Annotated in this window: 16 protein-coding genes; 2 read left to right on the forward strand and 14 right to left on the reverse strand. The window is 55.3% G+C overall.

Annotated features, from left to right (window positions below; genetic code table 11):
• Positions 1-79, forward strand: a 79-nt coding sequence (locus J0A66_RS23775; RefSeq protein ID WP_144020606.1) for an integrase core domain-containing protein, incomplete at its 5' end; no start/stop codon positions are given.
• A gap of 50 nt (positions 80-129) precedes the next feature.
• Positions 130-435, forward strand: a complete 306-nt coding sequence (locus tag J0A66_RS03155) for a hypothetical protein (RefSeq protein ID WP_206572344.1) — start codon at positions 130-132, stop codon at positions 433-435.
• Between the two features lie 108 nt (positions 436-543).
• On the opposite strand, the gene J0A66_RS03160 is transcribed toward J0A66_RS03155, so the two are convergent.
• The 14 genes from J0A66_RS03160 to nagB-II form a co-directional block, all read right to left on the reverse strand.
• On the reverse strand, positions 544-834 hold the full coding sequence (locus J0A66_RS03160; protein WP_206572345.1) for a type II toxin-antitoxin system RelE/ParE family toxin: 291 nt from the start codon (positions 832-834) through the stop codon (positions 544-546).
• On the reverse strand, positions 827-1,048 hold the full coding sequence (locus J0A66_RS03165) for a TA system antitoxin ParD family protein (RefSeq protein WP_206572346.1): 222 nt from the start codon (positions 1,046-1,048) through the stop codon (positions 827-829). Before J0A66_RS03165 ends, J0A66_RS03160 begins: the two co-directional genes overlap by 8 nt.
• A gap of 110 nt (positions 1,049-1,158) precedes the next feature.
• On the reverse strand, positions 1,159-2,700 hold the full coding sequence (locus J0A66_RS03170; protein WP_206572347.1) for an amidohydrolase family protein: 1,542 nt from the start codon (positions 2,698-2,700) through the stop codon (positions 1,159-1,161).
• Positions 2,697-3,965, reverse strand: coding sequence for a sensor histidine kinase (locus J0A66_RS03175; protein WP_206572348.1), 1,269 nt, complete (start codon positions 3,963-3,965; stop codon positions 2,697-2,699). Before J0A66_RS03175 ends, J0A66_RS03170 begins: the two co-directional genes overlap by 4 nt.
• Positions 3,946-4,635 carry a response regulator transcription factor gene (locus tag J0A66_RS03180; RefSeq protein WP_206572349.1) on the reverse strand — a complete coding sequence of 230 codons (690 nt, stop codon included), beginning with the start codon at positions 4,633-4,635 and terminating at the stop codon, positions 3,946-3,948. The genes J0A66_RS03175 and J0A66_RS03180 overlap by 20 nt, the downstream gene beginning before the upstream one ends.
• Before the next feature lie 36 nt (positions 4,636-4,671).
• A complete protein-coding gene (locus J0A66_RS03185; protein ID WP_206572350.1) occupies positions 4,672-5,793 on the reverse strand; it encodes a type 1 glutamine amidotransferase domain-containing protein in 1,122 nt (373 codons plus the stop codon).
• Between the two features lie 106 nt (positions 5,794-5,899).
• The gene (locus tag J0A66_RS03190; RefSeq protein ID WP_206572351.1) at positions 5,900-6,814 is read right to left on the reverse strand and encodes an alpha/beta hydrolase family protein; all 915 of its coding nucleotides are present in this window, start codon (positions 6,812-6,814) and stop codon (positions 5,900-5,902) included.
• A gap of 112 nt (positions 6,815-6,926) precedes the next feature.
• Entirely contained in the window at positions 6,927-7,604 is a 678-nt protein-coding gene (locus tag J0A66_RS03195) for a DUF799 domain-containing protein (RefSeq protein ID WP_206572352.1), read from the reverse strand.
• Position 7,605: 1 nt separating this feature from the next.
• Positions 7,606-7,950 (reverse strand): DUF4810 domain-containing protein, encoded by a 345-nt coding sequence (locus J0A66_RS03200; protein ID WP_206572353.1) that lies wholly within the window; start codon positions 7,948-7,950, stop codon positions 7,606-7,608.
• A 14-nt stretch (positions 7,951-7,964) separates the two neighbouring features.
• Positions 7,965-8,621 (reverse strand): CsgG/HfaB family protein, encoded by a 657-nt coding sequence (locus J0A66_RS03205; protein ID WP_206572824.1) that lies wholly within the window; start codon positions 8,619-8,621, stop codon positions 7,965-7,967.
• A gap of 319 nt (positions 8,622-8,940) precedes the next feature.
• A complete protein-coding gene (locus J0A66_RS03210) occupies positions 8,941-10,023 on the reverse strand; it encodes a heparan-alpha-glucosaminide N-acetyltransferase domain-containing protein (RefSeq protein WP_206572354.1) in 1,083 nt (360 codons plus the stop codon).
• Positions 10,024-10,026: 3 nt separating this feature from the next.
• Entirely contained in the window at positions 10,027-11,316 is a 1,290-nt protein-coding gene (nagP, locus tag J0A66_RS03215) for an N-acetylglucosamine MFS transporter NagP (protein ID WP_439098859.1), read from the reverse strand.
• An 84-nt stretch (positions 11,317-11,400) separates the two neighbouring features.
• Positions 11,401-12,537 carry an N-acetylglucosamine-6-phosphate deacetylase gene (gene nagA / locus J0A66_RS03220; RefSeq protein ID WP_206572356.1) on the reverse strand — a complete coding sequence of 379 codons (1,137 nt, stop codon included), beginning with the start codon at positions 12,535-12,537 and terminating at the stop codon, positions 11,401-11,403.
• Between the two features lie 7 nt (positions 12,538-12,544).
• The gene (gene nagB-II, locus J0A66_RS03225; RefSeq protein ID WP_206572357.1) at positions 12,545-13,543 is read right to left on the reverse strand and encodes a glucosamine-6-phosphate deaminase NagB-II; all 999 of its coding nucleotides are present in this window, start codon (positions 13,541-13,543) and stop codon (positions 12,545-12,547) included.
• Between the last annotated feature and the right edge of the window lie 8 nt (positions 13,544-13,551).

Genomic DNA, 13,551 nt, shown 5'->3' on the forward strand with positions numbered 1-13,551 from the left:
CGAGCATTACAACCATGTTCGCCCGCATAGCTCACTGAATTACATGTCGCCTGTTGAGTATGCAAAACAGGCAGCTTAAGCAGGAAAATCTCATTGAGGGATTGGTACTAATCTCGGGGAAAGGTCAAAATGTATATTGTCCCCGGTAACAGCGCACTTACCCTTTTTGACCATATACAGTCGGTCTTGCGGGCATTGATCACCATCAGTTTATTGCTTGTGGTGTTTGGGGTGCGCTGGGCTTTGTGGGGGATGTGGCTGAGTATCGGCGGACTGGTGGCTACGCATTATTGGGCGCATTTGGGCAATTTGCCTGTGGATTTCACCGAGGGCAGGCACCCGCTTTCCTATCTGAGGGGATTTATTTTCCCGGCACTGATTACCCTGGCATTTTACTCTGCAAGCCGAAGCCTTACTTCAAATAAAGTTGTGTAACTAAAATAGACTCAATGTGCGGTAGCAACCCCGCTTTTCTTAGTGTCTTGGCGTACTTTTCGCGCTCTTAAAATGCAGGAAAACAGAGGATTGAAATGAAATTCGAGTTCAAAACCTGTTCTTCACATCCCGGTAAAAGTTTTCATATGTGCCTAAGGCCAATAGTTCCAGGATTACGGTACCGTCCTGATAGCTGTAGCCGAGCAGGGTAAGTTGCTTAACCATCTTGAACTTGTAGACCCGCAGAAAAGACAGATCCCCTTTCTTCTGCTCACCCAGATAGGGGTTATTGATAAGTTCTCTGACCGCTTTGTCCAGATCCGTTTTTTGATTTACATACAGTTTTTTCACCGCCTTTTTAAAGGTCGGTGATTGCAGTACCTGCGTGATCTTAGCCAAATTCGTATGGATCCAGTTTGCCGGCCTCTTTTTCTGCTTTGGCAATAATGGCCTGCTTTACAAATTCATAGGGAAGATCGGGATTATTTTCCATCATTTCACCGATTTTGGCCCAGTGCTCTATTTGCTTCGGGGTGGTACGGTTCAGTGCTTTGGCCATAATATTGGCCCGCTCGACCAATTCTTGATCGAGTCTGATGCTGGCGGTGGACATAGGACCTCCTGATGTTTGTCTTGCTAATTGTAGCAATCCGCTACATAGGCTGCAATTTGCGTCAGGGCGCTAGGCGAATTGCAACCGACTGGTGTTAAGGCAATTCAGCCTTAATCAGCAAGCTGCTGGCGGATCAGGGGGCTGGCAAACAGGCGCCAAAGCAGGTGCAGGTTGGTTTGCAGGCTGTTAGCCTGCTGTTTGGCGAACTGCAGCAGGCTGTCCAGCGCCTGTCTGTCGTAGTATTTGCCGTTAAACAGCAGGCCGTGGATTTGCGTTGTGTGGTGGATGTTTTCCAGGGGATTGGCGTTAAGTAGCAACAGATCGGCGACTTTACCCACTTCGATGGTGCCGTATTGGCTGTCCAGGCCGCTGTATCTGGCTGCATCCAGGGTGGCAGATTTTAGTGCCTGGGCCGGGGTAAGCCCAGCCTTAACCAGTTCGGCCAGCTCTGTATGCAGGCCAAAGCCCGGCAGTACATAGGTATCTCCGGCGTCGGTGCCGGCGAGAATTTTCACCCCGGCCCGATGGGCCTGACCCACCTGTTTAAGGGCCAACAGGTAAAGTTCGTTATGAAGGTTTCGCCCTGATGCATGGTGAGCGCCCTTCGCACTGCGATCCGCATCCGGCTCCCACATTAATTGGCGCAGGATGTAAGGCATATAGGTCAGGTTGGCATCCTCACGAAACGCCTTGTCATTGGCCATGGCACTCATTTTCAGTACCTGCAGGGTGGGGGTCCACCAGGTGTTGGACTGCGCCATGTTATCCATCAACTGGCCACATTTGTCCGGGTCCTGCTGTTCCAGCAACTTCAGTCGTAAGTCCCCGTAAAACGCACTTAGGGGGTTGGACCGGGCGCGAAAATCCACAGCATCCTGATAGCACTCAAATAAAAACAGGCGGGGGTGTTCGATACTGCGCTGCCCGGCATCGATGAGCTGTTGTAGCGACACAGCCATCGGCTGGTGACCGGCCAGGGCGATACCCTGTTTTTGGGCTTCTTCGGCCAGCAGCTGGTAGGTGATTAACGGAAGCTGACTGTAGGTTTTCAGTGAATCGACCCCGCTTTTGGCGTAGAAGCTCACCAGTTGGGTAATGTCATCGGCAGTGCGGGCGCGGAAGAATTCAGGGTAGTTTGGCGGCACTTCGAGGCCATCATTGATTTGAAAGCTGCTTTGTTGCACATAGCGTGGTGAGAAGCCGGATTGCTGCTGCCAGCGGCGGATGTCGTCAGCACAGGCAATAAAGCTGTCCGGCTCAGACATGCAGCCCCACATCTCGCGGATGCCGGTCACGCCGTTGGCAAGCAGCTGTGGATGGTAGGTCTGCGGGGCCAATTTGGTCGAGTGGGTATGCATATCCCACAGGCCGGGCAGTAAAAACTTTCCCTGACCGTCGATTTCTGTGACGCCTGCAGGTTTGGGCCCGGCACCGGCGGCATAGATGGCGCTTATCCGGCCGTTTTGCGCCAGCACATCCTGGTCTTTATGTACGCTGCCGTCCTGGACATCAATCAGGCTGACCTGGCGCAGCAGCACCTGTGCGGGCTTGCCGGGGTCGGGCAGGGTCGGCAGGGGCATAAGTAACAGTATCGCCAGCGGCACCAGGAACATGGCCAGCACCGCAAGGGTAATAGTCAGAGGCTTGTTCATGGCGAAACGGCCTGCTGAGGTCCTTGTCCTGTGCCCAGCACCCGGCTCAGATCCAGGCTGATGCGGATATCCTCCTGGTCAGAGCGCCAGCTAAGGCCAATATCGTAGGCCTCACACAGCCGTCTGACAATGGACAACCCCATGCCCAGGCCCTGGCTCTCTTGCCCTTTGCTGCCAGACTCAAACAAGGTCTCATGCAGGTTGGGGTCAATGCGGCCCTGATTGCTGATCTGCAGGCAGTTTTCGCTGAATGCTATGTTGATCCGGCCGTCTCCGTGCACCACGGCATTGCCAATCAGGTTATCCAGTAAGATGCCAAGGACCGAGTGGGGCAGCCATACCCGGGTGCCGGTTTGGATATCCAGCGTTACCTCCCGGTCCTGGCTGGACAGCTGCGGCAAATGCCGGAGCAAGGCCTGTTCTACCTTTGCGCTTAGGCTCAGGGCCTCGCGCTGCAGGTTTTCCTCCCTGGCCAGGGCCAGCAGAGTGTGCAGGCACTGTTGCATCTGCTGCTGACCGGTTTGCAGTCGCAGTAGCAACTCCTGTTGTTTGTCCGTCAGTTCGGTTCGCTTAAGCAGGGTCAGGGCGCCGGAAAAAACCGTCAGCGGCGTGCGCAGCTCATGGCTGATATCGCGGGTAAATTGCTGCTCGCGCTGAATAAAGGCCTGAATGCGTTGCATCTGCTGATCCAGGGTGCGGGCCAGCAGGCCGATTTCATTGTTTGGGTAGGGCGTGGAAAAGCCGGGTTGCAGGGGCGTGTCTGGCAATGTCTCCAGCGATCGGGTCAGGCTGCTTAAGGGGCGCAGCAGGCGATTGGCGTTGGACAGGGCCACCCACAAAGACAGCGACAGCAAAATGGCCAGGAAGAACAGCATCAGTTCCAGCATATTGCCTTTGATCTTTCTGACTACCAGATAGTCGCTGACTTCAGCCAGCAGCACGCGGCCGTCCGGCAGGTGTTTGATGTGGTAGTGCCGCCCATCCGCCAGGCCGATTTCCCGCCGCTGTGGCTCTTCATTCAGCACCGCTAAAATGCCGCCGGGCAGCTGCGACCGATGCTGATACAAGCTAAACAGCGGCAGGGTGGGCGCCGAAGACTGGTGCTGGCTTAAGCGCTGTACTTCATCGTCCAACAATCGCTCGAAAAAACTGTCCTCGATATGATAAGCAAACAAAAAACTGACCAGGCCGAAGAGCAGGGCGGTCAGGCAGGTGACCAGGGTGATACTGGTCAGCAAACGGATTTTAAGACTGGCTTTTTTCATCGGGCAACGCCAGGGTAAAGCCAATCTGGTGCAGGGTCTGTACCAATGGCTGGGCAAAGGGTTTATCCAGTTTCTGACGCAACTGATAAATATGGGAACGCAGGGCATCGGACTCGGTGGGATCCTCCGGCCAGATGCGTTCAATAAGCTCACTGCGGGTAACCACCCGCGGATGAGCCTGGGCCAGGACCAGCAGGATCTTGTAGGCAATGGGATTCAGGTCAATCAACTTGGTGTCGCGCCACACCTGACAGGCCTGTTTGTCTATCACCAGTGGTCCCAGGATGAGGCGGTGAGGCTGATTGAGATCCTGACGGCGGGTCAGGGCCTGCACCCGCATCAGTAACTCTTCCAGGGCAAAGGGCTTGGTCAGGTAGTCATCGGCGCCGAGTTCAAAGCCTTTGACCTTATCGCTCAGGCTGTCACGGGCGGTCAGCATCAACAGAGGAATATGCCGGTGGGCTTGTTGGCGCATCTCGTGGCAGACTTGCCAGCCATCCAGGCCAGGCAGCATCAGATCCAGGATCACCAGGTCATAGTAATGCTCAAGGGCAAGGGACAACCCCAGTTTGCCGTTGTCGGCAAAATCCAGTTGCCAGCCCTGTGGGCTGAAGAAATCGGCGATATTGGCGGCGATTTCCCGGTTATCTTCGATGATCAGGATCTTCATGGCTTCCTCTGTCGATGCTTCGTGTTGCCTGGCCGGTTATTCCGAGTCCGTCTGTGTACCGTTAAGTGACTGTAACAACAGCTTGGCTTCTTCCATATCAGGATGGGTTTGCAGCAGTGCGTTCAGGGTATCCCTGGCCTGCGTGGCATCGCCCAGGCTCTGGTAGACTTTGGCGGTTTCCAGCGCCAGCACCGGGTGCTGCATAATGGGCTGAACCAGTTCCATCAATTGGGCGGCCTGGCGTTGCTGGACCTGGCTTTCGGCAAATTGAGCCAGATAGTAGCCATACATACCCAGCAGTTCCACCTGAATATCCTGCTCGGCTTTAAGCTGCTCAGTGGTATAGGCCTCACCCTCTAACAAGCGGCGTACCAGCTTAATGGTCTGGTCATCGGCATAGGCCGGGATGGTTTTGGTGTCAATACCCATGGCCTTGACCACCGCCAGGGCCGTATCCACGGTGGAGAAGGGGTTTTGTCCGGTGATGAGCCTATCATCCTGCGCCACATGATTCAGCATCAAGGACGAGCGCTCGAATTTGGCCCCACGTTCGCTGAGTTTGTCTTGTAGTAAGAAGGCAAATTGTGGGCGCCACTTTTTCCCAAAGGCCATTTCTTCCTGATTGGTAAAGCCGTTTACCCGTTTGCCCGCCACCAGGTAGCTGCCGTCACTGAGTGTCACATCCACCAACGCAGCCGGTCCGTGACAGACCGCCGAAACCACGCCCTGGTTTTCCCAGATCTGGCGGATCAGCGCCTGCAGGTGGTTATCCTGATGCAGGTCAAACATGGGGCCTTTGCCGCCCACCACAAAAATGCCCTGGTAGTCGCTGGCGTTAACGGCCTTGAGTTTCAGGCTGTGACTGAGCTTGTCCATGGCCTGTTTGTCCTGGATAAAGGTCTGGTTATAGGCTTTTTGTGGGTCATAGTTATCCGCCAGCGGTAAGCCGCCTTTGGGGGAGGCGATATCCACCTCAATGCCATTGGCGCTGAACACATTATAGGCCTTGGCCAGTTCATCAAATTCAAAGCCGGGCTGAACAATATTTTGTTCGCTGTCGTGCTCTCCGTGGCTGCTCAGTACCATCAAAAGGCGCGGCTGGGCCAGCAGGGGAAGGCTGAGTAACAGGCCCAGCACTAAGGTTGTTATACGTTTCATCGGGATTCTCCGTTATGGGTTCGGGGGCAGTGTGCCAGGCAGCCTGTGAAATCCCCGTGAAGGAAACGGGCATTGACTGGCAAAAGGTCAAAGCGGTACATCGTCTTCAGAACCAGTCTTTAAGCTTCTCAACATAGTCCGGGGGCAGGATATGCCCGCCATCCAGGCTGATATGACGTTTACGCTTTGTGGGCAGGGCGTTAAACAGGGCAAGGTTATCGCTTTCACTGGCATGTTCGTCATCGTTGGCGGTGACCAGCAGCACTTCGTTGTCCGAGAGGCCGTCCAACCAGGTTAGGGGCGACACCAATGCCAGTTTGCTGTCAGTGTGCGGCGGCACAATGGACAGCACCCGGTTGATCCGTGCATCCAGGGCGGCCAGCAATAATGCCCCTTGTCCGCCCATGCTGTAACCGGCCACATGGAACTGGCTGGCATCCAGAGCCGGCTGTTGTTCGAGCCAGTCCAGCAGTACCCGATGATCGCGCACGGTATTGTGGATCATCTGTTCGTAGTTCTCTTTATCTCCCCAAAGATGCATATCCCACATGATATCGGGCAGCAGGCGGTCAGGGTTTTTACGCTTACCATGTTCCCGCGCGTCAATGGCAATCACTGCATAGCCGCTATCCAGTGCCATTCTGCTGATGCGGTGGGACTGGGTGACGGTGGGATTGTCTTTAAAACTGTCCTGCCACCAACGGATCTGGCTTCTGCCCATGGCATGCAGGCCAATCAGCAGCGGTACCGGGCCGTTTAGCTCAGCCGGCGGGCGGGGGTAGTGGATCTGACCGTTCACCAGGGCGTCATCAAAAGAACGGTAGGTAAATTCCCAGGCGGTATCGGTTAAAGGTTGCAGTTGCATCTGCAGTTCACTTGGCTGGGCATACTCGTAAGCCTCGGCCTTTTGCTGCTCAGTCAATTCATACGGATGTAAGGTAAAGAAGCTGTACCAGAAGGCCGCAGCCCCCAGGATTAAAGCCGCTAACATGGCAATTCCCCATTTCAGTAAGTGAGTCATAGTGATGTCCTGTTCTTGTTTGAACAGAGGATGCGCCATGCCGTGTGAAGCGGGTGTGAAAATGAAAAAGGCGAACCGGTCAGGGTTCGCCTTTTTAGTCAATCGGCTAATATCAGCGGGCTTTTTCGCTGGGCACCGGCTGACCGTATTTGGGAGAACGGGGGCCGTACAACAGGCCGTTGTGGGATTCAGAAGACAACAATCTGTTGCTGGTAATGGCTGCGATATCAAAGCCGCGATCGGCCACGGTTTCAACAATCTGATGCACCGCCGCTTCCACCAGTGCGCCGATCAGGCCACCGCCGTTGCTGCTGCGGGTCTCAGCCGACGACGCCCTGGCTTTGTCCTGCCACAACACCGTGCCGCTTTTCAGATCCACCAGGGTGGCCGAGACCGTGACCACGGTTTCGCTGGAAATCACCACATAGCTGGTGCCGTACTCTTCGATGGTCATGTACAAGGCGGCGTCTGCAGCAAAGATCTCATGCAGCTTACTGACCGGCACATTGTGTATGTCATTGGCCACCGTCAGGCCATTGTTACGGAAGGTCTGTTCCACCAACGCCACCGGAAACACATAGTAGCCGGACTCGGCGATAGGTGCCCCGACCTGGGCCATCAGACTGTAAGGGGCAATCACTTCCGGGGTATTGTTGATAGGCGGCAATACGATAATGGAGCGAGGATTGGCCTGCCTGAAGGCTGAGTAGTCATGGGCGGGCAGCATGCTGATACAGCCACTGGTTATCAAAAGGGTGGCCAGCACCAGTAAAAGTCTATCGAGGTGCATCTCAGGCTTCCGTTTGTTTATTCAGCAGAAAATCAATGAAATGGACAGATTCGGGGAACAGGGATTTTTCCTGCTCCAGGTGCTGCCGGCCAAGATCCGGATTGCCGGTTTCAAAATACAGCATGCCCAGATGGGCGTGCACACCAGGCGCCACAGGCTTGCTGTGGGCCGCCGCGGTTTGAATCAATTGCTGCAGGATCTGGATTTGTTCTTCCAGGGTGACATCTTCGGCCTTAAAGTAGCTGTACACCGCTTTATTGTATTGGCCGTGATAGTAAAGAGGCTCGGTGGTTTTACAGCCGGTGAGGGCGAGGGCGACCAGCACCGTTAAGAGCAACTTGTTCATTATGCATCCCCGGCTCAGACTTTCCAGGCGCCGGATTCAATACCGGTAACCAGCTTATTCACCACCTCACGGATCGCCAGATCCAATACCTTGCCATTGAGGGTGGCATCGTAACTGGCAGTGCTGCCAAACCCCAACACTTCGCGCTCTGACAGACTGTATTCACCGGCGCCCTGTACAGAATAAATCACCTCGGAAGTACTGACATCGACAACATTTAAGGTGACTTTGGCATAGGCGATCTGTGATTTGCCTTTACCCAGAATGCCGAACAGTTGCTTGTCACCCACCGCTTTGCGGCCAAACTCGGTGACATCGCCGGTGACCACAAACCTGGCGCCGCTGATACTTTGCTGTACCCCAGCACGCTCTGCTTCGCTGGCCAGCATTTGCATGTTGTCCCGGTCGAGCACGATAAAGCGGTTGGTTTGTTGCAGATGACTGATGATGGAGGTTTTAGCCTGATTGCCTAAGCGATCCTCACCGGTGGAGAAAATGCCGTTCTGGAAGCTGGACCGGTTTACAAACTGGCCCACCACCAGTTTACTTTTCTCGCCTGTGTACTGGGTGTTGTAACTGGCCACCGTAGGGGTGCTAACCACTCTGGATTCGGTGGTGGCACAGCCGGATAACGCCCCAGCAATTGCCGCAGCGATAAGAGCAGTCTTCAGTGAAGTTGTATTGAGTGTGAACACGGTCACTCCTTGGTTAATGCAATTTGTACAAAATGGGAGCTGGGCAATGAAATTGAAACTCAGGTGGAAAGGCCATACAGGAGACAGATCACAAAGGTTCTTTTTTATACTGTCCGGCGCGGCAAATCAGTGTGATGCTGCAAAGCCACCGGCCGGCCAAGATCTACTCCCTGTTGGTGCTTATGGGATTAACACACCAAACGATCCCGTCTCTGCTGTACAGTTTACCACCGGCTCTGGTGGGCACTCTATATGATGCAAAGGCAGAATAATGTTTTATTTTGTATGTTGTTGGTCACAACTTGATAAAAATGTTTCGCCGGTGCAGATGGCGGCTGAGCAGATAGAACAGCCAGACGATGACCAGGGCAAAAGCCAGGGAGGCCAGCTTGACCGGTAAAACGCTGCTAAGGGCCATAAAGCCTAACTGATAGGCGCTTTGCCATTGGCCGTTGACGGGCAAGTAAATCAATTCTGCGAGGGTGGCTGCAAACAGCCAGGACAACACATAGATAAACAGCGGGTTACTGCCGTAGATCTGTGCCCAGGTAAAGCCATTGTGCCATTTTCTTACATCATGCAGGTATAAAATGCCGGCCAGCACCAGCCAGGCGAGGGCGCTGGTGACCAGCACATAGGAGCCGGTCCACAGGGATTTATTAATGGGTTGCAACGGGTGCCAGAATAACCCGGCTATCAGGGCCAGCAGCGCCCAACTGACCAGGGTGCGCAGCTTGGCCTCGCTGGTGTAACAGCGGGCAAGCTTGTCACTGGTCAGATAGCCCATCAGCAGACTCACCGTGGCCGGCAGGCAGCTTAGCAGACCTTCCGGATCGAATGGCACACCAAAGCCCTGATACAGATGACTGGCGCCAAACAACCCAATGTCCACCTGCCGGACCAGATTGCCTTCCAGGGTCCAGGGATCTTGTGCGCTTAGCATTATCAGCCAGTAGCCAAGCAGTATCACCAGGCTGACCAGCCATAATGCCCGGCGGCTCAGGCTTAAGATTAAAAGGGCCCCCAGGCCATAGCACAGGGCAATACGCTGCAACACGCCCATGACCCGCCAGTTGGCGGGCGGGTCATTAAAGGGAAAAATATTCAGCAAAAAGCCGATGGCGAACAGCAACAGCGTGCGCTTGGCGATTTTGGCCCAGGGGATCTGCCCATGGGGAATACGGCGCAGGGAATGGAACATGGCCGCGCCGACAATAAACAGGAAAAACGGAAAAATCACATCGGTGGGAGTCAGTCCATGCCATTTGGCATGCAGAAAAGGTGCATACACATGTGACCAGGAACCGGGGGTGTTAACCAGGATCATCGCGGCCAGGGTCAGGCCGCGAAATATATCCAGACTGCTCTCTCGGGCCACGCGCTACCAACTCTTCTTCTTATGACCAATCAACGCGAAATACAGGATGTAGGCATAGCAGGGCAACAACACGATATAGCCAAACTGCTGACTGCCGGCATCCCCCGCGCCGCTGGCCAGGCCCCAGAACAGTGGCCCGAAGGCGCCACCGGCAATGCCCATCACCAGCAGGCCTGATGCGGTGCTGGTCAGCCGGCCAAGACCGGACAGGGCCAGGGGCCATACCGCCGGCCAGACAATGGCGTTAGCCAGACCCAGCACCGCAATGGCCAGCAGGGTATCAGGCAGTGACACGCCGCCAAAGGGCACCAGCAGGGTATCGGCCAAGACACTAGAACTTGCATCGCCAAACACGATAAACAAGGAGAGCAACATGCCCAGTACTGCCGAGGCGGTGAGCGCCGTTTGCTGAGAGATGACTCTGGGGATCAGCACAATGCCCAGAATATAACCGGCCACCATACAAGCCATGGTGTAGGAGGTCATTACGCTGTAATTGACCACGCCCAGAGACAGGGCGAAGGCGCCGATAGTGTCGCCTGCAATGACTTCTGCGGCCACATAAAAGAAGATCGCAATGACTCCCAGTACCAGATTGGGGTGGGCCAGGGCTTCTTTGACCGAACCGCCGGCATCTTTTTCGCCCTCTTCACGGATCTCTGGCAGAGGCGAAAACTTAATCCCCAGGGCAAACAGGGCCAGGAAACCGGCCAGGCCCAGATAGGGCAGAATCAGGCTGTTGGCCATTAAATCAATTTCATCCTGGCTGAGCTCTTTACCCACCAGACCGGTAAAGTTGCTGGCAATCAGGGCGCTGAATACCAGCGGCGCAACGATGCCGGCCCCTTTATTCAAAATGCCCATGATGCTGACCCGCACCGCCGCCGATTCTTCCGGCCCCAGGCGCACCACATAAGGGTTCACCGCCGTTTGCAACAGGGTCTGGGCGATGCCCATGACCAGTTGCGCAAACAGGAACAGTTCAAAGGTCTGGGTCTTGGCCGCAGGAATATACAACAGGCCCGCCACCATCATGCCGCCGATGGCCAGGGCCATACCGGTCTTATAACCCACCTTGCGAATGACCCAGGCCGAGGGGATAGCGGTAAAGGTTACCGCGATATAAAAAGAAAACAGGATCAGGGAAGCCTGTAAGGGGGTCAGTTGCAGTACCTGCTTAAGGTAGGGCATCAATGAGCCGTTCAGCCAGGTGGCAAAGCCTAGTATGAAAAACATTGAGGCAACAAGGGCCATGGGCACCAGATTGCTTTTTCTCAGATCGCGGGTACTCATTGTGGTATCCATCTTATTCTCGCTTTGGTTAATGCCGGGTTGATCCCGACACGCTTGTTGCTGTTTTTGTTACTTAATTCAAAACTATGTCAATGCAACGCTGATACATTCCTCACCACCAATCCAGCACTGCTTCACCTGCTGCTGTTCATCCAGCAATACCATATCGGCCCGGTAACCGGGCTTAAGCTTGCCTATCTGTTTGTCCAGGCCCAGATAGCTGGCTGGGGTCAGGGCGGCCATCTGCAGGGTCTTGCTCAGATCAAATCCCAAATCCCGGTGGCAGTTGCGCACGGCACTGGCCATATCCAAAGCAGAGCCTGCCAGGGTACCCCCAGGGATGGTCAGCTTGTCGCCGTCTCGGCGGATACGGGTATCGAAAAACGGCAGTTCATCCATCTGTGCCCCCACATGGGCCATGGCGTCGGTCACCAGCATGATGCGCTCGATGCCTTTGGCCTTGATGGCGGCTTTGGCACTGACAGGATGCACATGGTAATGATCCACAATCAGGCCGCAGTAACTGTCACTGGCCAGCGCCGCCCCCACCATGCCCGGCGCCCGGCTGGTCATGGCCGACATGGCGTTAAACAGATGGGTGAAGCCGTCGGCCCCGGCTTCTATCGCCGCCAGCACCTTATCCACATCGGCATTGGAATGACCCAGACAGACCTTGACCCCTTTGCTCACCAGCTCGCGGATCACATCAGGCGGCACGTTTTCCGGCGCCAGTGTGACCAGCACCTTGCCCAGATCCTGACGGCAGAACTGTTCAAGTTCGGCGTCACTGATGGGGCGGATAAACTGCTGCCGGTGAATGCCTTTTTTCGGTTCGCTAAGATGGGGCCCTTCGAAATGGATCCCCAACACACCAGGCATCTTGTCGGTGATGGCCTGTGCCATGGCGTCGGCGGCCTGTTGAATCACTCCCAGACCATCGGTAATCAGGGTGGGCAGCATGGCGGTGGTACCAAAGCGGACATGAGCCCTGACCATGGTTTCAAAGGTCCCGGGCATCGGCGCCTGGTTGAACAGCACTCCGCCGCCGCCATTAACCTGCACGTCCACAAAGCCAGGGGCAAGCAGACCGTCCAGCTCGACGATCTGTGCCCCGGCCCGTGGTTCCAGGGAAAGCACCTGGTTGTCTTCGATCGTGATACAAGGGTCCTGGTGGAACTGTTCACCGTCGAAGAATAATGAAGGACGATAACTGACTGGCATAGGCTTCCTAGAGGGTCTGGGTCACTTTGTTTAAACCTTGGGGCTGATCCGGGTTATATCCCATGGCCAGGGCGGCCTGTTCCACGTCCAGGTAAAAACGTTGCAACAGGGTCAGGGGCGCCAGCCTGGGATGGATCTGCCTAACGGGTTGAGTCATATGACAGACTACCGCGCCGCGGCGTTTCACTTCCACTATCTGTTGCCTGTGTGCCTCGAAGGATTCGTCTTCGACAGCCAGATCCACCACCGCCAGCTTCTTCTGCACCAGGGTTACCGGACCGTGCAGAAACTCGGCGCTGGAGAAAGCTTCTGCGTGGATGGCACAGACTTCTTTGAGTTTGAGGGCCAGCTCCCGGGCGATGGCGTAGCCGAAACCGCGACCCAGCACCACACAGTGCTTCAGCTCGCGGACAAACTCCAGGGTCAGTTGCAGCGGCGCATCGATGCTCTTCTGCAAAGCCTCTGGCAGTGTCTCCAACGCCTCGATAAGCTGTTTGTCCTGTTTCCAGTACGCCACCATCTGCAGCAGGGCGCTTAGGGTACAAAGATAACTCTTGGTAGCAGCCACGGCCTTTTCTTCACCCGCATTGAGCGGCAGGACAAAGTCCACCAATTGCGCCAAGGGAGAGTGGGTATCGTTAACCAGGGCCACCACCAGACCGCCTGCATTTTTGGCCGCCTGAGCCTGGGCCAGGATATCCGGACTGCGGCCGGACTGAGAAATGACGATCACCAGGGCCTGGCGCAGTCTCAGCTCCTTGCCGTAGATACTGGCCACCGACGGAGCGGACGCGGTCACCGGCGTACCGGTTTCGACCTCAATCAGGTACTTCGCAAATACCCCTGCATGGTCGGACGAGCCGCGCCCGACCATCAGCACAAAGGCCGGGTCGAACAGGCGAATCCGCTGGCCTAGCTGATAACAGGCATCACGATTGTGTTCCAGTTGATGTCTGACCCGGCCCGGGGTTTCAGTGGCCTCTTTGGCCATGATAGTGGTAAACATTAAATTCT

The organism is Bowmanella dokdonensis (assembly GCF_017254865.1).
GTDB lineage: Bacteria > Pseudomonadota > Gammaproteobacteria > Enterobacterales > Alteromonadaceae > Bowmanella > Bowmanella dokdonensis.